This is a genomic window from Enterococcus larvae (assembly GCF_017830045.1).
Classification (GTDB): Bacteria; Bacillota; Bacilli; order Lactobacillales; family Enterococcaceae; genus Enterococcus_L; species Enterococcus_L larvae.
The window spans coordinates 125,518-147,459 of record NZ_JAEDXU010000005.1 but is presented as its reverse complement, the minus strand read 5'-3'; the positions used below and the strand labels follow the sequence as shown (position 1 = coordinate 147,459).

18 protein-coding genes are annotated in these 21,942 nt (G+C 40.4%); 9 read left to right on the top strand and 9 right to left on the bottom strand.

The window, feature by feature from the left end:
* Window positions 1-104 precede the first annotated feature (104 nt).
* Window positions 105-995 carry a VOC family protein gene (locus I6N96_RS11195; protein WP_209557629.1) on the top strand — a complete coding sequence of 297 codons (891 nt, stop codon included), beginning with the start codon at window positions 105-107 and terminating at the stop codon, window positions 993-995.
* 281 nt (window positions 996-1,276) lie between these two features.
* On the opposite strand, the gene I6N96_RS11190 is transcribed toward I6N96_RS11195, so the two are convergent.
* Window positions 1,277-1,501: a hypothetical protein gene (locus tag I6N96_RS11190; protein WP_209557628.1), complete on the bottom strand. Its 225-nt coding sequence runs from the start codon at window positions 1,499-1,501 to the stop codon at window positions 1,277-1,279.
* 82 nt (window positions 1,502-1,583) lie between these two features.
* Here I6N96_RS11190 and I6N96_RS11185 point away from each other — a divergent pair, with 82 nt between their 5' ends.
* Genes I6N96_RS11185 through I6N96_RS11170 form a run of 4 tightly spaced genes read left to right on the top strand, consistent with a single transcriptional unit; the run spans window position 1,584 to window position 5,020 of the window.
* A complete protein-coding gene (locus I6N96_RS11185) occupies window positions 1,584-2,771 on the top strand; it encodes a betaine/proline/choline family ABC transporter ATP-binding protein (RefSeq protein ID WP_209557627.1) in 1,188 nt (395 codons plus the stop codon).
* A 4-nt stretch (window positions 2,772-2,775) separates the two neighbouring features.
* Window positions 2,776-3,414 carry an ABC transporter permease gene (locus tag I6N96_RS11180; protein WP_209557626.1) on the top strand — a complete coding sequence of 213 codons (639 nt, stop codon included), beginning with the start codon at window positions 2,776-2,778 and terminating at the stop codon, window positions 3,412-3,414.
* The gene (locus I6N96_RS11175; RefSeq protein ID WP_209557625.1) at window positions 3,411-4,349 is read left to right on the top strand and encodes an osmoprotectant ABC transporter substrate-binding protein; all 939 of its coding nucleotides are present in this window, start codon (window positions 3,411-3,413) and stop codon (window positions 4,347-4,349) included. The genes I6N96_RS11180 and I6N96_RS11175 overlap by 4 nt, the downstream gene beginning before the upstream one ends.
* Window positions 4,349-5,020: an ABC transporter permease gene (locus I6N96_RS11170; RefSeq protein WP_209557624.1), complete on the top strand. Its 672-nt coding sequence runs from the start codon at window positions 4,349-4,351 to the stop codon at window positions 5,018-5,020. Before I6N96_RS11175 ends, I6N96_RS11170 begins: the two co-directional genes overlap by 1 nt.
* Before the next feature lie 123 nt (window positions 5,021-5,143).
* Here I6N96_RS11170 and I6N96_RS11165 read toward each other — a convergent pair whose 3' ends face one another.
* The 3 genes from I6N96_RS11165 to I6N96_RS11155 form a co-directional block, all read right to left on the bottom strand.
* Window positions 5,144-6,016 carry an AraC family transcriptional regulator gene (locus tag I6N96_RS11165; RefSeq protein ID WP_209557623.1) on the bottom strand — a complete coding sequence of 291 codons (873 nt, stop codon included), beginning with the start codon at window positions 6,014-6,016 and terminating at the stop codon, window positions 5,144-5,146.
* A gap of 241 nt (window positions 6,017-6,257) precedes the next feature.
* Complete coding sequence (locus I6N96_RS11160) at window positions 6,258-7,247, bottom strand: WYL domain-containing protein (RefSeq protein WP_209557622.1); 990 nt, start codon at window positions 7,245-7,247, stop codon at window positions 6,258-6,260.
* Window positions 7,228-8,472 carry a WYL domain-containing protein gene (locus I6N96_RS11155; protein WP_209557621.1) on the bottom strand — a complete coding sequence of 415 codons (1,245 nt, stop codon included), beginning with the start codon at window positions 8,470-8,472 and terminating at the stop codon, window positions 7,228-7,230. Before I6N96_RS11155 ends, I6N96_RS11160 begins: the two co-directional genes overlap by 20 nt.
* 122 nt (window positions 8,473-8,594) lie before the next feature.
* Here I6N96_RS11155 and I6N96_RS11150 point away from each other — a divergent pair, with 122 nt between their 5' ends.
* The 3 genes from I6N96_RS11150 to I6N96_RS11140 all read left to right on the top strand — a co-directional run bounded on the left by I6N96_RS11150 (window position 8,595) and on the right by I6N96_RS11140 (window position 13,388).
* The gene (locus tag I6N96_RS11150) at window positions 8,595-9,872 is read left to right on the top strand and encodes a class I SAM-dependent methyltransferase (protein ID WP_209557620.1); all 1,278 of its coding nucleotides are present in this window, start codon (window positions 8,595-8,597) and stop codon (window positions 9,870-9,872) included.
* 3 nt (window positions 9,873-9,875) lie between these two features.
* Window positions 9,876-12,437, top strand: coding sequence for a metallophosphoesterase (locus I6N96_RS11145; RefSeq protein ID WP_209557619.1), 2,562 nt, complete (start codon window positions 9,876-9,878; stop codon window positions 12,435-12,437).
* Window positions 12,438-12,623: 186 nt separating this feature from the next.
* Window positions 12,624-13,388: a nucleotidyltransferase domain-containing protein gene (locus tag I6N96_RS11140; RefSeq protein WP_209557618.1), complete on the top strand. Its 765-nt coding sequence runs from the start codon at window positions 12,624-12,626 to the stop codon at window positions 13,386-13,388.
* Window positions 13,389-13,467: 79 nt separating this feature from the next.
* Here the strand turns inward: I6N96_RS11140 and I6N96_RS11135 are convergent, their stop codons facing one another.
* The 5 genes from I6N96_RS11135 to I6N96_RS11115 all read right to left on the bottom strand — a co-directional run bounded on the left by I6N96_RS11135 (window position 13,468) and on the right by I6N96_RS11115 (window position 20,226).
* Window positions 13,468-13,941 carry a hypothetical protein gene (locus tag I6N96_RS11135; protein WP_209557617.1) on the bottom strand — a complete coding sequence of 158 codons (474 nt, stop codon included), beginning with the start codon at window positions 13,939-13,941 and terminating at the stop codon, window positions 13,468-13,470.
* 106 nt (window positions 13,942-14,047) lie between these two features.
* Window positions 14,048-15,211 carry a cation diffusion facilitator family transporter gene (locus I6N96_RS11130; protein ID WP_209557616.1) on the bottom strand — a complete coding sequence of 388 codons (1,164 nt, stop codon included), beginning with the start codon at window positions 15,209-15,211 and terminating at the stop codon, window positions 14,048-14,050.
* 221 nt (window positions 15,212-15,432) lie between these two features.
* Complete coding sequence (locus tag I6N96_RS11125; RefSeq protein ID WP_209557615.1) at window positions 15,433-18,132, bottom strand: YhgE/Pip domain-containing protein; 2,700 nt, start codon at window positions 18,130-18,132, stop codon at window positions 15,433-15,435.
* Between the two features lie 357 nt (window positions 18,133-18,489).
* Window positions 18,490-18,711: a hypothetical protein gene (locus I6N96_RS11120; RefSeq protein ID WP_209557614.1), complete on the bottom strand. Its 222-nt coding sequence runs from the start codon at window positions 18,709-18,711 to the stop codon at window positions 18,490-18,492.
* Between the two features lie 171 nt (window positions 18,712-18,882).
* On the bottom strand, window positions 18,883-20,226 hold the full coding sequence (locus I6N96_RS11115) for an FAD-dependent oxidoreductase (RefSeq protein ID WP_209557613.1): 1,344 nt from the start codon (window positions 20,224-20,226) through the stop codon (window positions 18,883-18,885).
* A gap of 176 nt (window positions 20,227-20,402) precedes the next feature.
* Here I6N96_RS11115 and I6N96_RS11110 point away from each other — a divergent pair, with 176 nt between their 5' ends.
* Window positions 20,403-21,881, top strand: a complete 1,479-nt coding sequence (locus I6N96_RS11110) for an AcpB/EbpR/MafR family transcriptional regulator (protein ID WP_209557612.1) — start codon at window positions 20,403-20,405, stop codon at window positions 21,879-21,881.
* The last annotated feature ends 61 nt before the right edge of the window (window positions 21,882-21,942 follow it).

Here is a 21,942-nt window from a genome sequence, read left to right as displayed (position 1 = left end):
ATCCAGCCTTCGAAGGGTACAAAATGGAACAAGTTTCTTGGCAATCAATCGAAAAGAGCTTATACTTATTTTTAGTAAGTTAAAAATCTTAAGGAGGTATTTATATGACACCCTTTATCCATCACGTTTCTCTGCTCACACGTCACAGTGACGAAAATCGAGCTTTCTATATTGACCTCTTAGGACTACGCCATGTAAAGCACACCGTCAACCAAGAGAATCATCGCATGATTCACGATTACTACGGCAACTACTATGGTGCTCCCGGCTCTGTAATTACCTTTTTTATTGTTCCTTTACTGGGGAACAGATATGATAATGATCATTTTTTAAACACGATTGGTTTGAAAATCCCAATGGGCAGTCTTTCCTTCTGGAAAAATAGATTATCCAAAGCAGCTGTTGCCTACACAGAAAAGCCAAATGAGCTGCACTTCTTTGATAAAGATCAAGTGGAAATTCACCTTGTTGAAGTTGCCCAGGAGCCGTCGGAAGAACAGCAACCTGTTGACAACAATATCCCCAGCAGTAAGCAAATCCTCGGTCTACTATCGACTGAGTTTCATGTATCGGAACCGCAGCAGACCATAGATTTCTTTGGGCGCCTACTTGATTGGAAGGCTCACAACCATAGGATTGCTCTGAATCAAACAGATTTCATTGATATCCTTCCATCAGCAAACCAGAAGAACATGCGAATGGGCCGCGGCAGTATGGACCATGTTGCGTTTGCGATTGCTGACGATGAGGCATTAGATGTCCTCTATGAAAAAGCCAAGATGCAAGACTGGCAGATCGAGAAAATTGTCAACCGAGGCTATTTCAAAAGTCTATATATTCGAGAACCAGGGGGGAATCGGGTGGAATTTGCTACAGTCTCTCCCGGCTTCACCATCGACGAACCACTGGAAAGACTCGGCGAACAACTTGCCCTACCACCATTTTTAGCAAACCAGCGAGCTGAGATAGAGAAAAACATCTATGAAGAAAAATAAACAGTTCCAACGTATCCGCATAACTGCTAATCAGCCTAACACTTAATGCTGCATCCACATCATAAAATGTATCACTATTTTTTTCTCAAAAGGCAAACAGTCGACGCTCAAAAAATGAGGAGCTGTTTGCTTTTTTATCTCTTACAAAGGAAAAGCGACCCTACAAAAAACCTCCGTTTTAAAAACTTTTCAAAAAATCGTCAATTTTTAAGCAAAAATACTTTTTTCCAGAATTTTTTTCCTGATTCTTCCCTGCTCATTCTCTGTAAAAAAAAGCTCATCTAAATAGGAAAAATTTTTGTATTTTCAAACTTTTTCTGACACGCTGAAAGCACCAAGCTTATCGCCTTTCTAGGAGGTTTCTTTTTCCATTCTTTTAAGTCAAAATATTTTTTCTGAAAATCAATTTGAAAATCATTTACGGAAGAAAATTTTGAGAGAATCCAGCAAATTTTATCTCCGGATTTTTTTATTTCATTTATTGAAAAAAGCTGTATTATCGCCAAAACTGAAGCCTTCTCATTTGTTTTTACAATTTATTTGAAGCATACTATTATTGAGGACTATTAGAAGTTAGAGGTGAGTATATTGATTGAATTTCAACATGTGTACAAGATTTACAAGGGCGGAAAAGTAGCCGTCGAAGATATCAATTTATCTTTTGAGAAGGGTGAATTCATTTGCTTTATCGGAACGAGCGGAAGTGGAAAAACTACTTCCATGCGTATGATCAATCGAATGACTGATCCAACCAAAGGCAAAATAATGATCAATGGGGAAGATATTCAAACAATAAATCCGGTGGAGCTGCGTAGAAAAATCGGTTATGTGATTCAAAATATCGGCTTGATGCCCCATATGACCATCAGAGAGAATATTACTATTGTACCTAAGCTGCTTAAGGTCGATCAGGAGCATCGCAATAAAATTGCCGAAAAAATGATCGATTTGGTTGAATTGCCAAGAGAAATGCTGGATCGTTATCCTCATGAGTTATCCGGCGGACAGCAGCAGCGGATTGGTGTCGTTCGTGCGTTGGCAGCAGATCAGGACATCATTTTGATGGATGAGCCTTTTGGTGCCTTAGACCCAATCACCAGAGATTCGTTACAGGACCTAATCAAGGATCTGCAGGAACGCTTGGGTAAAACAATCATTTTCGTTACTCACGATATGGATGAAGCATTAAAACTGTCCAATCGAATCGTCATCATGAGCGAAGGGAAGGTTGTTCAATTCGATACACCTGACAACATTCTGAATGCACCCGCAAATGATTTTGTTGAAGAGCTGATTGGTGAAGATCGCCTGATTCAAGCAAAATCCAACACCACAACAGTTGGCGAAGTGATGTCACGCAACGTCATTACCATTACCCCTGAAAAATCTTTATCCGATGCAATCAAAGTCATGCGAGAAAAGCGAGTCGATACCTTATTGGTTGTTGATGCTTTAGGTGTTCTAAAGGGCTTTATCGATGTAGAAACATTGGATAGACAGCGAACAAAAGCAACCAGCGTCAGCGATATCTTAAATAAAGATGTCTTTTTCGTAAAAGAATCTTCTTTATTACGAGATACGTTACAACGAATTTTGAAGCGTGGTCTAAAATATGTACCTGTTGTTGACAGCAAGCAAAAGGTTGTCGGTATCTTGACTAGAGCCTCTCTTGTTGACATTGTTTATGATGTTATCTGGGGTGAGGAAGAACTGGCTACGATTGCTTCTGAAAATACAGCTGAGGAAAACAGCAACGCACCTCAAATGGAGGTGTAGAAGCATGAATCAGTTCTTAATGGAAAAGGGCGGCGAGTTGATCGCCAGAACCGGTGAACATATTTTTATCTCTGCGGTATCTTTGGGGCTGGGTATCCTATTTGCAGTGCCTCTAGGTATCCTATTGACTCGAACTAAGCGAACTGCTTCAATCGTTATTGGCCTGACAAGCGCTTTACAAACCGTTCCATCCTTAGCGTTACTGGCTTTGATGATCCCAATTTTTGGTGTCGGCAGATTTCCTGCCATCGTCGCACTGTTCATCTATTCTCTCCTGCCGATTTTACGGAATACCTATATCGGTATAAAGGGTGTTGATCCGGATTATAAGGATGCAGCCAAAGGGATGGGCATGACAAATACACAATCGATTTTCATGGTTGAGCTGCCAATTGCGATTCCTACGATCATGTCCGGTATTCGTCTCGCAGCAGTTTATGTTGTTGCTTGGGCTACCTTAGCTTCTTACATTGGTGCCGGCGGTTTAGGAGATTTCATTTTCAGCGGATTGAATCTCTATCGTGCCGACTTGATTTTCGGCGGAACGATTCCGGTAGCATTGATTGCATTATCTGCTGATCTGCTGCTGGGACTACTGGAGAAAAAGTTGACTCCAATAGCTTTACGAGGTGAATCAGAATGAAAAAATTAAAAACAATTTTATTAAGCGTATCTCTTCTTGCGGCAACAGTCTTGCTGAGCAGCTGCTCGTTACCGGGACTTGCAAGCGGAAATGATAAAAATACAATCAGTATTGCCGGAGGTTCAACCTCCGAGATCCAGATCCTTGCAAATGTTGTAAAAGGAATGATCGAGCATTACACAGATAAAGATGCTGTTATCATCAATAATCTAGCAACGACAACTGTCATTCATCAGTCTATGATCAATGGCGACACCAGTATTTCAGCCGCTCGTTATACAGGAACAGACTTAACAGGAACACTGCAGCTTCCACCTGAAAAGGACCCTGCCAAAGCATTCGATATCGTCGAAAAGGAATTTCAGACTCGCTTTCAGCAAACCTGGTTCCCTTCTTACGGCTTCGCTAACACATACGCTTTCATGGTCACAAAGGAAACTGCTGAAAAGTACAACCTGAAAACCATCAGCGACTTGAAAGATGTTGCAGATCAGCTGACTGCCGGTGCAGATACTTCTTGGATCGACCGTCAGGGTGACGGATATAAAGGTTTTACTGAAGAATATGGCTTTGACTTCAAACGAGTCTTTCCTATGCAGATCGGTCTGGTTTATGATGCTGTAGCTGCCGGGAAAATGGATGTCGTGCTTGGCTATTCTACAGATGGACGAATTGGCAGTTATGATCTGGTCATGCTGGAAGATGACCGCAAATTCTTCCCGCCCTATGACGCCAGCATCGTAGCAACAGACGCCATTTTGAAGGAGAATCCCGACTTAAAAGATATCCTGAGCAAACTATCTGGAAAAATAACTACAGAAAAAATGCAGGAATTAAACTATCAAGCAGATAATGATTTGATGGAACCGGCAATCGTTGCTGAAAAATTCTTGAAGGATAATCACTATTTTGAAGCTGACGGAGGTGACAACTAATGGAAAATCTGCAGAACATGAACCTTATTGAGCAGTTCTTTTACTACTTTAGCCAAAACGGCAGTTATGTCTTCAGTCAAGTAGTTCGACACTTCCTGATCTCCGTTTATGGTGTACTTTTTGCAGCTATCATTGGTATCCCTATCGGAATCTTCATCTCTCGTCGCTATAAGTTGGCGGGCTGGGTCATCAGTATTGCCAATCTGATCCAAACTGTTCCATCATTGGCTATGCTGTCCATCTTGATGCTTGGTCTCGGCTTAGGAGTCAACACGGTTATCGTTACAGTTTTTCTCTATTCACTGCTTCCAATTATTAAAAATACCTACACAGGAATGCGTCAGGTAGATAATAACATTCTGGATGTCGGCAAAGGGATGGGAATGACCAAGCTTCAACGACTCTATATGGTCGAGCTTCCATTATCCGTCTCTGTTATCATGGCTGGTATTCGTAACGCCTTAGTAGTTGCTATCGGGATCACTGCGATCGGTGCCTTCGTTGGTGCTGGTGGTTTAGGGGATATCATCATACGGGGAACCAACGCAACAGACGGAACCTCGATCATTTTGGTTGGCGCTTTGCCGACAGCCCTGATGGCCATCTTCACTGACTGGATATTAGGGATGATCGAACATCGACTTGATCCGGCAAGTAAACATTCTTCATGATAAACTAGAAACCTAAATACCCGTGTTTTGGCGATCATCAGAAATGATGCCAAAACACGGGTATTTTATTCTGGGCAGATTTAAGCACAAAGTTATATCCTTCCCCATTGCGGTGTCCAACGGTCACTCCTTCATCTCTGTGTTTCCCGTCTTTACAGCTATCCAGATTTCTTTCCTGTTATCCTGTAGATAACATTCGATGACCGGCAGCGGATTCAGCTGATAGCCTGAACCCAGCAACCATTCTGAGTAGGTCCGTTGGTATATGTGTTCGGTCGTCCCGGGGATTTTTTCATTTCCATCAAAAACTGCCCAGGTTGCAGCAGGAATTTCGATTTCCTTTACATCAAGAAAATCTGTCGGCTCAACTGCCACGTGCTTCATGACACCTACCATGTATTCAAATGCTCCTTTTGACAAATCTGTCGTTACCCCGAGAAGTCCTGCCGGCCGATGCTCCAGATTCTGAATCAATTCCATCAGCTGGTCGATCTGCCCACTTTCCCAGATATTCTCCCAAACATCCGAAATCGTTTGAACCGACTCCTGTTCCCATATAGCATAACGATAGCCCATGATTTTAAATGCCGGCCAGTGTTCGATTTTATAATTCATATACTTCTCCCCGTTGATCTTGATCTGAAAACGAAGTTTCGGACAGGACCTAAGCTGTACAGTATGCCTTCTTACCTTGGAAGGCACAATTCCATGAAAGTTTTTGAATGCCCTGGCAAAAGAATCCTGTGAAACATATCCGTATTTCATCGCAATATCGATCAGTCGACATTTTGTATTCATTACTTCATAAGCAGCCATCGTCAAGCGTCGGTTTCTAATATATTCAGATAATGGGCGGCCGGCCACATATGAAAAAATTCGTTGAAAGTTATAGATCGAACATCCGACGATTCTTGAAATCTCCTGATAAGATATTTCACTGTCCAGGTTTACTTCGATATAATCGATTGCCTGATTCAACTTTTCTATCCAACTCATTTCTTCACCACCATCATTAGTGTAATCCAAAACAAAATAAAACTTCCGACATTTTGTGTCGCATTAAGTCGGATATGTTCGCATTTAGATAAAACAGGACTTTTTTATCTCCTATTTTCTATCTTTTAAAAACAAAAAAGAAGCATGATGATGAGCGCTCATCCATGCTCCACAGTAATAGACATAGGAGAAATCTGTGTGAGTTCTTGCCTTAGAAAGTCTACACTTTTTAACTATTGATTTACTCAGTGGATTTCTTCGCTTCCAGCTCTGTTGGAAAATACAATTCTTTCTGGCGTTTTAATCGATACTTGATCTGCCGAATAAACGAATCCGGCTCAATCACCTGCAGAAAGGGCCCAAACGATAGAATGTTGATCAGCAGCTCGGTTTCATCCTGTGAAGGATAATAAATCGTCAGCTGATATTCTCTCTCCTGCTCCGTCTTCTGTGTGATTTTACGGTAGTTGGAAAAGTGAAACATTGCTCTTTCCAACGTATCTCGGTCATCCTTCAACAGACAGACGATCTGCTTGTCCTTCGCTTTCGTCGCTTTCTGCATTGGTTCGATTATGCCCATCCGCTCCACGCCTTTGATTTCAGAAAGGTTAAAAACCACTGATTCCCAACTTTCAGAGCGTGTTTTTCTCTTCCCTCTCAGTCGGAACTTATCATTTTTCTGAGAGTATTCCAACTTTTCAGGGAATACAATATGCTGTGACCCTTCCTGACGATCCAAAGTCTGGTACTGGATCGTGACCAATTCCATAGATTGAATCGCCTGCAATAAGCACTTCGCATTTTCTGTATAAATTGGTTCCTCATAAGGATCGCCTTCCTGAAACTGATCAAAATAATCAATCATTTCAGAAGAAAACAAGCTTTCCACATCGACTAATGCTTCTTGAAGCGCTGAAACACGATCCGGTTCCAGAAAATTATGAATACGCTGATCCTCTAACATCGTTTTCAACCAGCGCTTTTCTATTTGTGTGATTGGCTGCTTTGATGCATGCTGAAGGATTCGATGATAGTCCCCATCTGCTTTCGTGAATAGATGCCAATTCTCCTCTTCCGACACCAGAGAAGGCAAAAGACTGAAGGCTGTTTCTCCATAGCCCTCCTTTTCCAGTATCATTCTGATTGCTTCCTCACTGTGGCTGTCAGAATGCATCAATGTTGAAATCAGTCGAAAATATTTTCCATAAATCTCATGAAAGAGTGGATTCATTCTGCTCACCTCCATCGTACAGCTGATACATCTGCTGATAATCTTTCCAAAATTGCTGTTCCCAGTTGCGGTTGCTGCATTGGATACGCTTGATACGCCCAAAAAAGGTACGTAAGAATGGATTCAAAGCAACCATATCCACCACAGCAATCGAAAATGAATACTCATTCTCTCCCGTGTGCTCAACCGTTCCCATCCGCTTCTCCTTCTCCAGTCTGCGAATCAAATAGCGTTCCTTTTTCTCATCAATTGCCAGATAGACCTTCAGCTTCTGTGTCTTTCTAGAAGTAAATGCCGCATTCCAGGTCAGTCGCTTTTGTTTCAAAAATTTTTCATTGACTACTTCAAACTGTGCTGTTGCTTCCCCAATTTGCACCTTCGTGATGAAATTGATTCGAATCGAATAAAGGTGCCGCTTGCCTGCCACTTGACCAATTAGGTACTGGCGTCCGGATTCACAGCTGGAGCAGATCTTCACTGGGATAAATCGCTCAAACTGATGCCTGTCCGTTTCAAATGAAACTTCTTTACGTGTTCGAATAGCCTCCAACAGCTCCAAAACTACCTGACTATCTAATACCTGAACTGGAAAAACATGCTTGAACTGGAATAGGGATTCTTGTTTTTCTTGCCCTCTCAGCAAGTATTCACCTAGAATACCTACCGGAAATATCTCTTTATAAAAATCGATTGCCTGATAAACATCTTCTTCAAGCTCCAAAGCCGGAACTTGAGCGTATAGACATTCTCTGCCGTTCTTGGTTTCATTAAAAATCCCCAACTCTGTGTATTCCTTGATTTTTTTTCTAACCGTTAAGGAGTCCAGAAGATAACCATCTAAAAAATGAATCAAATAGACCTCATCAATGACGTCCACCACCTCTTGTATGGTTCGCTGTTCTCCATCTGCAAAGATATCCAGAAGGACAAAATGCAGGAACACGTCGTTTTTTGTGAACGACTTTGAATGCCAGACCTGCGCTAATGGATTACTGCTGTTTTTATGAGGATCGATTTCCAATCGGACTCTTTTCTTTCCATAGACGATATCGGTTTCGATCCATTCAGACAGATAGCTTTCGATCCTCCGACGCTCGTTGTCGTATCCCCTCTGACTGCCATAGGAAAATTCATCTCGTTCTTTAAAGCCATACACATAAAAATCCCTTGTATATTTACGAATTGTATCAAATTTCTTGACCAACTCCTGAAATTTCTTCGCCATCCTTCAACCCGCTCCTTTTCATCTATTTTAAACAAGTGGACTGCTACTGCGCAACCTTTTTTAAAAGATAGTTCCTCCCAACTCCGTTATGATTAAGGTACAAACTTACAGGAGGTCCTATCATGGCAATTATCAAACTAACATCAGCGAATCCGGAGCTGTCTTATATACTTTATAAAAACCCAGCCAGCGGTATCCAATTGAGACGAATCAGAAAAGGGATGGGCTACGGCTGGTATGACGGAGCTCAGAGCTATCTAGCTTATTTTACAGATCAAGGGACGACCTCATTGTCCTTTCGACCAAATAGAGAAGAAGAATTTCACTATCTGAACGCTTCTCAGTATCAGGCACCATTAGTCTACCTTTCACTGATCACAGAGTTTTACGGTCATCCATTGAAACCTCAAGAGCAGGACAAGGAAGGGTTTGAGCACACATTGGAGCTGCCCTTCATTGCAATCAAGCGAGAGCATTTTCTGGTATTCTTTCAGCGGCAGTTTCCAGATATCCAATTCGATTATGAAGAGCTGACTCCTGGTCACGGTCGTCTTGTAATTCAAACGACACGTACACTTCATGATCTGTTTCACGCAGCACAGCTGTTCCTGCTTTTTCAAGCCTTGTTTGCGAAAGAGTTTTTGGATGAATCTGAAACACTGATCCAGAAATATGTACAGTCCTTGAATGCAGTAGACGCACCATTTTACATCAGAAATCTGTTTGTACGTAATTTTTTGAGTCGCAGAAATTATTTTAAGCAATTTATTGAAGAAGCTGCTGCGACAGATCGCTACACCATCGAGTTCAGCTTTGGCGGAACAGGCTTGCAGCGAAGAAATCTGGCAGAGTCTCTTTTGGATTTCAATTATCCGATTTTAGATATCGGTTGTGGAGAAGGCTTCTATATCGCATCCTTCAGTAAGCAGCTAGGTGCTCTGCCTTATTATGCAGTAGATATCGATCCTGAGGTTCTCGAGATTGCACAGAAAAAAGCAGAGAAACGTGAACTGGAAAATGTTTCCTTCTATCCATCGATCGCAAACTGGGAGAAATTGAACATCACTGAACCGATCGATGTACTCCTGATGGAAGTGATTGAGCATATGCCAAAAGAAGAAGCAGCAGTATTGATCCAAGCTGTACTAGAAAAGACGGTTCATCAAGTTGTCCTTTCAACACCAAACAAAGAGTTCAACCCATACTATAGCTTGACTGACGATAAGAAGCGCCATGAAGATCATTGTTGGGAAATGACCCAATCGGAATTTCAAGAGTGGCTGTCAGCTATCGTTGATCAAGAACTGTATTCTCTTGAGTTTCTGGCAATCGGCGACAAGGTTGACGGGATTCCTACTACTCAAGGTGCTCGCATTATTAGAAAAGAAACGGAGGCATGATTCATGCTTATTCAAACGAAAACACATACGATTTTTCTATTGATTGGTCCAACAGAATGTGGGAAAACCACATTTTCCAAAGATATCTTGATGAAACAGTTGGGCTTTCAAGATCAAAAAAACAACTTTTACAGCAATGTTCAATACATTTCCTCTGATGATCTTCGTCAGGAAATCTTGGGGCATGCTTACGATAAATACGATCAAGTCATGCTGGAAGCCAGTAATGTTGCCTTCCCTTACTTACGCAAAAAGCTGGAATTTGTCACAACCTATCCTGTATCAGCAGAATTTGTGATTGTGGATACAACAGGCTTAGCTCCGGAATTTCGACAAGAAATCCTTGAAATCGCTAAAGTTCAGAATTATGGGATCGAAGCAGTCGTTTTTGATTACAAAGACCGCGATGACTATTATGCCAGTGAGCGTTCACGCCGTTTGATCAGCAATCATATCCAGCGTTTGAAACGAGAGGTTCTTCCTGCCTTATCAAAAGAGAACTATCGCGCCATTCACCGGATTCCCAAAAAGGATTTTTCCGACATTGAAATCGAGGTCACAGATAAAGAAGAATACCTTTCTTGCATCCTTCCTCCGGAAAACGATTATACGGTTGTCGGAGATATTCATGAGTGTCTGCATACTCTTCAAGCACTATTAACACGTTTGGGGCATACGGTTACTGATGGACAAATGACTATCAACGAGTACGTGGGTAAGTTGATTTTAAATGGAGACTGGATCGATAAAGGAAAACAAACCAGAGCGATCATCGAATTTCTCTATACGAATCAAGACCACTTCCTGCTGACGACCGGTAACCACGAGCATTTTGTTTATCATTATTTAAAGGGAGAAATCAAAGGCGTTGATTCGCACACATTGAACAACTATTTCGATTCTGTTCCAGTCCTCCAAGCAGACGAAGAGCTAAAGCAAAAGTTTTTCACATTGGTAGAACAATCGAAGCCCTTTTATCGTAGGATCGGAGGAGATCAGCAATCTTTTATCGTGACTCATGCACCATGTAAACAAAAATATCTGGGAAAATTAGATACTGCGTCTAAAAGAAGACAACGGAACTTCAGGTTGAACCGGGAAGCAGAGATCGAGCCGCAGCTGGCATTTTTAGAAGAGGAAAGCTACTTCAATCTTCCCCTTCATATCTTCGGACACGTTGCTTGTGAAGAACCATTCCGTATCAAGAACAAGCGCAGTATCGATACAGGGGCTGCTTCCGGTAACAGACTGACTGCAGTCAAAGTCCTACCATATAAAACCATGCTTTATTCTGTTCCAACGTCAGATGGAGAAGGTCAAACAGAGAAGCTGCCCTTATTATTTTCAGCTCCCAAAAAGCCTTCTTGGCAGTCACTGCCTGAAGATAAACAACGTCGCCTACGTTACATGGCCAGACATCGGATTCAATATTTATCCGGAACAATGTCACCTTCTGCTGCAGACAATGAGACCCATGATCTGGAATCCTTGGAAAAGGGACTCTCCTATTTTAAAGAGAACGGTGTGAACAGTGTTGTTCTACAGCCTAAATATATGGGCTCTCGTTGTAACATCTACCTGTTTTCTGATTTGGAACAATGCTTTGCAGTTTCCAGAAACGGGTATATCATCCAACGCTTGGACCTGCAGCCTGTTTACCAACAACTGCTGCACAAGTTTGAATCCTACATGAGCGAACAAGCAATTGATATGTTGATGCTGGACGGAGAACTGATGCCGTGGAGTGCATTGGGACAAGGTTTGATTGAAAAAGAATACCAGCCAATCGCTTTAGGTATTGAAAAAGAGTTAGCGCTTCTTAACAGCAGCGGATTTGAACGAGTCTATCAAGAAGCTCTTCAAAAAATGACACAAACGAATTATCAACAGGATCGTCATCATAAGGATAAGAAGACCTTGTCAGCTACTTATGGAAGCTATCCGGCAAGACAATTTTCATTATTGACAGAAACAGAAAAGCATCAGGTCAAATTAAGTGATCAAGCAGAATATCTAGCTGTTTATAACAAGCAGATCGAGCTTTATGGTTATGAAGGAGAGCTGACTTACAAGCCCTTCAACTTGCTTAAAATCTCGTATAAGGATGGCCATCAGGAAATCCCTGAAATGAAAACATCCGCATTATATCCCTTCTTATCAGATGATCCGTATCTATTATTGGATTTGACACAAAAAGATGCATTAGAGAGAGCCAACAGCTATTTCAAAACGATCACTGTGGAAAATCAAATGGAAGGAATCGTCATCAAACCGGAGACTATTGATAACAGCAAAATCGCTCCATTTATGAAGGTTCGAAACAAAGATTACCTGACGCTGATCTATGGCTATGATTATTTGTCTGAAAAACGCTATAACAAGCTGATTTCAGACAAAAAAATCAAAGGAAAGCTGGCTGCTTCCATCAAAGAAGCTAAACTGGCTGATGAACTGTTAAAAATTTCGAGTACAGATATTTCCGAAGAAAATTCTGAGTATATGGATATTCTTGCTGGTATGATCTATGAATTCGAAAAAGAAAAGGATTTGGACCCACGTTTATAAACAATCATACAAAAATACGTTTTATTATATAGATACCTATTGACTGTCTACTAAAATTCAATAGCAGTCAGAGGTCTTTCGAACACTGTAACATAAGTGACACAAGCATTTTGAGGCTGTGATGCACACCTGAAGGACCGCATCACAGTCTTGCAAATCAATTACTCTTATGAAGGAGGCAGCATCATGAAGGAAACAATCGTTCAAGAACTACTACGGATCGAAAAAATGGAAAACATTCGTATCCTTTATGCAGTAGAATCCGGCAGTCGGGCATGGGGCTTTCCCTCCAAGGACAGCGATTATGATGTTCGTTTTATTTATACACGTCCGAAGAACTGGTACTTACAACTGCAAAAAACAAAAGATACCTTAGAATATCCAATTTCAGATCAGCTGGATATCAGTGGCTGGGATTTGGATAAAACCTTACTCCTTCTGAAAAAATGCAATCCTTCCTTGCTGGAATGGCTTCACTCACCAATTATCTATTATGCGGATGAAGATTTTCTACAGGAGCTTAAAAAACTTTCGGAACAGGCGCATAACAGCAAAAGCTTAGTTTATCACTACCTGCATATGGCAACAGGAAACTACAGAGAGTACCTGCAAGGGGATCAGGTCAAGATAAAAAAATACTTCTATGTTTTACGCCCGCTGTTAGCTTGTCGCTGGATCGGTTATTATGACCAAGTACCGCCAGTCGATTTTGACACACTACTGAAGCAGCCTCAATTATCCGAGGAATTTCTCATGGAAATAGCCAAGCTGCTGAAAAAGAAACGATCAGGGGAAGAAATGGATCTTGAGCCGAAAATACCGGCAATCGATCGATTCATAACAGAGCAAATCGACTACCATACAGCTAAAGCAGCTTCACTTTCAGCGACACATCAATTAACTGATGAAAAGATCAATTCTTTTTTCCTAAAATGGTATGGCATTGAATAAATTCAAAGAAAAAAAACAAAAGAACCTTTATAAGAGTAATTTACTCTTATAAAGGTTCTTTTCATTGTTGAATCATTTGCTACTCTTCTCTTCGAAACAGTTCATCTTCATATCGTGACAGTGTTCGATTATTCAAGACAATAAAAGGCTCTTCCTCTTCCATGTCTCTAGGCTGTTTCTCTCTTACTGGTGTTCTATCTAAATTCTCTTTATCAATCATTCGCTCTTTAGATTGTCTCCGCTCTACAGAGCCATTCTCAGCAAAAACTGATTCAAGATGCTTTCTAGTTTGTGGTCTTTCCTCGATTTCCTGCTGGAATTCTACTTCGTACTCTGGTTCATCATCCGTCAGATGATCCATTTCCTCTTCCTCCATGTATGGGTCATGGTTCAAACGAACTTTCTCTATCCTCAATGCTTGAAGGTCTTCCTGTAAGATATCCCGTTCGTCCAATAGTCGATACATCAATTGCTTTTCCTTCACCAATAGAAAACTCAACACGATGATAACAACGACAAAAAAATACATGATTGCTAAAAATGCTAAATCCATCTCTCTCAACTCCTTAACGTTAAGAATAACATGGAAATATCTTATTTATTTATCAGATTTTTTTAAGAAAAAGAAATTATTTGAGAAAAAGAGAACTACCGTTCTTTTACAATAAATAATTATGGTCAAATGTAACGTTTAAAAGGCATGAACCAACGGATTTATTTATATTTTCTTGTATAACTTTCAATATGTCTTCATCAGTCATTTTATATTTACTTGGCACTACTAAATCAAAATATAACACATTTTCTTCATTATGCGACACAAAACGAATATCATGTGCTTTCAAAATCGGGTCAATTGCAGTGATGATCTTTTTGAGCTGTAGATAGACAAACTGCTGCTGCTCATCGTGCAGATTTACCGGATCGACGTGACAAACCAGCTCTACACCCAGTCTATTTTTGAATACTTCCTCGATTTGATCGATTACCTGATGAGCTTTGTTCAAGTCCCAGCGATCATCTACCTCAATATGCACAGAAGCAAAAATCTTATTCGGTCCATATTGATGGATCAAAAGATCATGGTAGCCAACGATTTCATCAAAGGAAGAGAGAAACTCTTTCATCTTATCGATTTCTTCCTGATCCGGTCGGATTCCCATCAGTTCATTGATAAAGCCCCAAAGCAGCTGAATCCCACTATAAATAATGTATACCGCAATCGCTCCGCCGATATACCCATCCAGACGAAGGCCTGTAATCCCTTCAATAGCAGTCGATACCAGAACAGCAATCGTTGTATACACATCATTCAAGCTGTCCTTTGAAGCCGCGACAAGTGTATCAGAATCAATTTTCTTCGCAATATCACGATAGACACCTCCTTGCCATATCTTCAAAAAGACTGACAGAAGCAACACAATCAATGTGACCCAAGAAAAACTGATGCTTTGCGGTTGCCTAATACGATCGATAGAGGTAAGGAGAAATTGGAAACCGACAAATGTGATCATCAAGGAAACAAACATCCCGCTGATATATTCAAAACGTTCATGTCCATAAGGGTGTTCTCTGTCTGCTGGCTTCCCGGCAATATAGAAACCCACCAAGGTCAACACAGAAGAAATCGTATCCGACAGGTTATTGATTGCATCGGCCATGATCGACACACTTCCAGAGAGAAAACCGATAGAGAATTTCCCAATTACTAAAAGAAGGTTTGAGACAAGCCCCATAACACCGGCAAATATCCCAAAACTCGTTCGAGGATCTTTTCCTCCTCCGTATTTTTTTTCAACTTTATCAAGCATTCCTTTTATCATAGCCATCCCAACTTTTTTTAGAGTATTTTAAAAATATACCGCAATTCCCTTCGATTTGCACACGATATTCTGCTTTTTTTACCATCTTCTTACTGTTTAGAAAAACCGAATGCTTTAGTCTTAGTCTACCATTTCATTAATCTTAGGACTGCCTAGTTTTTTTACTATAAAAAAACAGTGCACCGGTCCTTCGACTTCGGTACACTGTCTGCTTCATTATTCTAATGGAAAATATGGCTCTTATGGGATATTTCCGCAAGCTTCTTCATTTTAGGTTCAAGAATCGGATAGAATATCGTACCTAAAATCCCGACAACAATCATTAAGACTGTCAGAATGATGATTGCCTTCCAAGCATTCGGCCAGTAGATCCCGCCTGCTGACTCCCTCAATAGATTAACTGCATGTGTAAACGGCAGGAAGGGGTTGATCAATTGGAAGAACTTTCCGGAAACTTGAATTGGATAATTCCCGCCACCTCCTGAAATGGACAGAACGAGGATAATGATGGCGATCCCTTTCCCGACATTTCCAAAGAGTGCCACAAGGACATAGACCAGTGTCATAAAGCTCAATGCAATCAGCAAGGCGAATAAGACACTGAATACGGGGTCTTTAACATCCACACCAAGCAAAAAGTAATTTCCCAGTGTAACAATCAATGCTTGTGCCAACCCCATAACGATAAAGGTAAGCATACGTGCAGAAAACGTTTCTCTCTTAGAATAACGCTTCTTGTCTTTTCCTTCCAAGTAATAATCCGTTGTCGCAATACTTGAAAATAGAACTGCTCCAACCCACAGACATAATGCTGTATAGAACGGCGTGCTGGCAGAACCATTATTAGCGATTGGATAAATTTGATTTTCTTTTACCTCTACAGGTTCAGTGAAGAATTCACTCTCTGATGTGGCATCCAGCTTCAACAGCTTGATGACCTCACCCAGATCGACTTCACTTTCTCCTTTTCGAATCGCATCAGCCGCTTTATGAAGGCCTGCTTTGATATTCGGCCAGTCATTCTTGATCAGATCGTTCGCTTGATTCAGAACCGCTTCTACCTGAGGAAGCTTTTGATCGACCATGGACAAGGTATCGGTAATATCTGATTTTATGCCGGGGTAATCATTTTTGATGAAATCTGCCGCCAGTCCCAGCTTCTCTTCTACAACAGGCAGATCGTTGTTGTACAGATCTGCACCTTTATTGATGCCATTTACGATGGTGTCCATGTTGTCATTCAACAATATATTAGCATCATGAACCTCCTGCTTGATCGCCGGCATTTGCCCCTGATATTTTTCAAGAATGCCGATTGCCGTTGAAACGGTATTTTCAGTTTTAGCTAACAGTGAGGTAAAATCGATCTGCTGTGCTTGTGACAACACACCTTTTGCCGTTGTGATCGTATCGATCACGCTTGTCAGCAAGCTATTGACTGTCGCTGTGATCTGATCAGTATCGATGCTTTCCGCTGTTGCAGCTATGCTATTCGCTGTAGTAGTGATTTCACTTAAGATCGTCTGAAGCTCCGTCGTAGAAATCGTATCTACATCTATCGCATCTACTCGACTCTTTATCCCTTGAATCAGTGTACTGATACTGTTTAACTGATCAATGATTCCTTGAAGATTCTGATTACCGGCAGATTGCTGAATATTGGTCAGCAGCTCTGTCAACTGTTGGATAGCCGTTGTTTGACCACCCAGGCTTGTTGAAAATTGTGTAAGCAGCTGCTTCAGTGATGTTCGTTCCTCCGGCGTCAACTCATTGTCGACCAGCATCTGTTCTATTTGGCTGGTGATCGCTGAAACATTCGAGCTGATTGTTTTAACTGACTCTAATGTAACCTTGACGCTGCTGGAGATGCTCGGCAGCGCTGTTTGAAGCTTCGTTGCCCCATCCAAAGTAAGAGTCCCCAACTGATCAGCTTGTTCGCCCAGCTTTTGAATATCCGGCAATGATTTCTGAACAGTCTGAATGATCGTCAGTCCTTGCTTAGCTTCCTCGATTCCATCATTCATTACCTGTTCCACAGACGCAAAATCCTCATCGATCATCGCCAGCTGATCCCCGGCACTTTGAATTTCCGGTATTTTTTCCTGCAAAGTCAGGATGACCTTTGCCTGTTCCTTGATTGTCGGCATCTTATCATTCAGCTCAGTGACTTTTCCAGCCAACGCATCGATTTGAGGAATATAATCGACAAATTCGTCAGCCTTTGCCAGCTTGCTTTTGATCTCCGGCATCTTGTCATGCAGCTCAACGACCTCTTGCACATAGGAATCGATCGTATCTATATTTTCATCTGTTGACAGGATCAGATTTTTGACCTTGTTGATACTGACTAGGTTAGAATCGATGTCATAGCCAATTTCGTTGAACACCTTGATCAAGGTACTGCTGGCTGTACTGATAAACTGAGAGGAAATCTCTGACTGCAAGGAGGTAGCACCCTTATCTGTAATTTTCGGTGCAATTGCATTGATTTTTTCATTGACAGAATAGATGATTTCCGGCTTTTTTATCTCTCCGGTAGTAAAGCTCAATAAGTCCTTTGAAAAATTTTTAGGCAAATAAATACCTGCATAATATTTCCCGGATTTCACGCCTTCATCCAATTCCTTTTTCGAATCAACGAATTTCCAGCCAAGCTGCTTGTTCTCATGAAGGTTCGTCAGAACCTCATCACCGATACTGATTGTTTTCCCTTGAAAAGATACAGACTGATCATCGCTATAGACTGCAATCGGCAGCTCGCCTGTATTGGCATAGGGGTCCCATAATGCCTTGATGTTGAACCATGCATATAAAGAAGGAATAATCATCAATGCTACAATCAATAACGCCGCAATCGGATTCTTCCAAATTCGTTTCCAGTCCAAAATAAATAATGTAAACGTGTTTTTCAAATGTCTCATATTCTCACCTGCTCCTTATAACGGACTTACTTTAGCACATCTTCTTTTACTGCAACAGCTTGAATGCTCGTCGATAACCTGATTTTTAGACAACCTTTTTGATTTGTCGTAAATCAGACCTGTTGTTTTAAAGAATCTCTAAAGTTTTATCTACATGAAAAAACTGAGGGGCAGACAGCTCCGGCTTTTTTGACTGTTTGTTTACTCAGGGAGCTATTGCTGCACCACAAGCCAGACAATGACAGTTCTTTCCACCAAAGTACCGCTGTCCCTCACGACGACGCAAGAGATGCTATCTTATACAGCTGTTTCTTCTTAAGATGGTTCTCTTCTATTTCTCCACATGGACAACTGCCGTTATTTTGAGAATGTCTCAATGACTCCTTTTGCTTCTGCCACCTTATCGGGATTTAAATACGAAAAAAGTCGCGGCATGATTCCGGCTAAATATGCTTTATCCAGCTCGCCTCTATGCTTTCTTTGAGTCATTTCCTGAAGAACTGTTTTCATTTCCTCTTTATGCTCTTCCAAAGTTTCATCCATCATATAATCAGTGAAAAGCTGTTCCTGTTTTTTCATAAGTAATTCCTCCTTGTAACATTTTCCTTATTATAAGATGAATCAGCCATAAGTGATAATAATTTGATTTATTCCTGACCAATACCGAAAGCTTTTAAAAAAAACATAAAAAAACTTGAAGCATCCTTCCTATTCTGGAAGGATGCTTCAAGTTTTTTGTATCTCTATTTATTATTTCTTGTACTTTCTGATCATAAATTCATAGGCAGCCTGGCTAATGATTCCCATTGGCTTATTCAGCGTTGGATTGAAGTAGAAATCCATTGTTACCAGCTCATTCAAGGTTACTTCCTTCTCGATCGCCAACGATAACGTATTGATGATCTGAGTAACATCTTTGGTAGACATGATTTGACCACCAATCAGATAATTCTCTCCTTTAGAAAACACCAGCTTAATATAGACATCTTCCTGTAATTTCAAATATGGAAGTTGATAAGGTATTTTCAAAAAGATACTTTCTACATCAATTCCCTCAAAAACCGCTTCTGCTTCCGTTAGTCCGGTACTGACAATGTAGTGGCCGAAAACATGCGTTGCTGTTGTTTTTTGTGTCGTTGTATAGCTCATCGGATTACCTACGACGTTCATCGCCGCCACAGTAGCACTCCGGACAACATTATTCACTAATGGAATAAATGAATGACGGAAGCTGTTATGAACTGGATAAGACACAACATCACCCAATGCATAGATATTTGGATCACTGGTCTGCATATGCTCATTCACACGAATCGTACCATTAGAATTCAAATCCAGAAAATCCTGAACAAGCTTGGTATCAGGACGGGCATTGACCGCAATCACGACATACTCATTCTCGATTTCTTCTGTTGTAGTTTCACTTACAAAAGGAAGCTCTTCTGTATTTTTGAAATTCAATACCGTCTCATTCAGATGAAGCTGGATACCAGCTTCCATCATCTCTTTTTCGAGGATTTCTGAAAGCTCCTTATCTATATAGCGGAATAATATCGTATCCGCACTTTCAATCAAATGAATCTCTTTTCCTTTGTCCTTCAGCGCATCACAAAGCTCCACGCCAATGTATCCTCCGCCTACGATCGATATGCTTTTTGCTTCTTCTAACTTATGTAACGCTTCTAAAGAGCTTGTATAACTCTTAAAATAGGAAATTCGATCATTATTTGGTAAAGTTAGGTTCAAAGAGAATTGATTGGAGCCGGTTGCGAGGATCAACTTATCATAACCTTCGACAGATCGCTCTCCTGTCGACAACTCATAGCTTACTTCCCTACGTTCCGGGTCAATTGCTGTCACTGCAGTTTCTAAATAAATATCTATTCCAAGACTCTGCAGCTCTTCTGCAGACGTATAGCGAACGTCATCCAGTTCGTCCACCATCTCATTCAGTTTTATAATAATACCACTAGAGACAAAGCTGATATTATCTCTTTTCTCTATCAGGACTATTTTGATTTTCGGGTCTAATCTCTTTATAGTCAAGGCCGCCTGAAGACCGCCATGAGAAGCTCCAATTATTATTACTTTCAAAATTCCATTCTCCCTTCAGGTAAACTCCATTAATACCAGAGTCTGAAACACCCATTGGTTCTATTATATATAACTTCTATGAAAAAGGAAATCGGCAGTTTTAAATAATATTCTTTTCTCAGATTAATATTGCCATTTTATCATGAATCAAGTATCCTTAAAGTGAGGTGTCTATCATGCTAAAACGAGATTTTTTAGAAAAGCCCTATGACTATATGAATGATATTCTATTGTTCTTATATAACAATCAAGGTCAGTCAACTAAAAGTAAACTAATTGAAGCGTTCCAAATAAGCTTACCTACTCTAAATGAGTATCTTTCTTTTTTGCGCCAATTTCTTGATGAAAACGGCATTGCTGACAAAGTAAAGATCACAGCTGAAGGGGATAATCTTTATTTAAGAAAAGAACTCGGATTTCCTTTGAAGAAAGTAGTCCTTCTTTTTCTTGATAAATCCATAAAATTTCAGATGGTCAATCAGCTTTTCCAAAAAAATGAAGTAAGCTGCGATTATTTCCAACTAACCTATGCCATCAGCTCTGCAACCTATTATAGAAAGGTAACTGAACTGAACGAGCTGTTGAAGGAATTTCGCTTACAAATCAAGAGAGGAAAACTGGTTGGTGAGGAGAAACAGATTCGTTATTTCTTCTTTAACTTTTTCTGGTTCCTTTTTGAAGACAAGGCAGAGTTGGAAAAAGAGACTTCAAATCAATATCTTGGATTCGTAGATACATTGAAGGAATCATTAAGTGTGACCTTTGATCCTACTGAAGTCTTTCAAATAAAGCTATGGATGAAAATATCTTTACGTCGAATGACTACAGAGTTCAATCCAGTTATCAGTCCGAATTATGATTATCCGGATCGTCCTTTATTTGAAGAAATCAATCTATCTTTCCATACATATATGAAAAAAATCGATCGTCCATACTCTATTTATGAAGCATATATGTTTTATGACTTCTTTTGTTCAATGAATAATTTTTCTCCTAACTCAGCTTTTGCTTTCCGCTTAGCTGAAGCACAGAGAGAAAATAGTTCATATCTTAATTATATGAACAAAGTAATCTTAAAATATTTGAAGCAGCAAGGATATTTATCCAGCTACGCTTCTTCTTCAAGACTAGCTTATATTGAGAACTTGCTTTTCCAGCTTCACTCAAGACTCTACTATTTCGACGGATTCATCCTGCCTTTTGACAACTGGACCATTGAATCGATCATCCATGCACAGCGTCATCCGTTTTCCGGAAATGAAGTGCACGAAATCATGGAACTCGCTTCCGAAAAATTCGATTCCAGTGAAGACAAGGATCGTTTTGAAAACAGATTCACAGAAATCAACTACACGATCATCCTGAATCATATCGCCGAATTGAATGAGGAAAAAATCGTGATTGGTGTCTATCATTCCCTGAATCCTTTTATCGGTGAACTGGTTATTCAACATCTGGATAACGTGTTGGGGCATAAATACCCAATCAAAGCAGAGCTGTACCAAGAGGATAGCTACTATGATATATTACTGTCCAACATTTATAGTGAGCATATCTCTGAAAAGCAGAAAATCACTTATGTATTTTCTGATATTGGTAATAATTATGATATGAATGAAGTTGAGCAATTGATTTTACAGCTGCTCAATAAATAATTTAGGCATCTATCTTGACAAATTCATTATAGCAAAGAAAACTTCTTAAAGTTCTCTATTT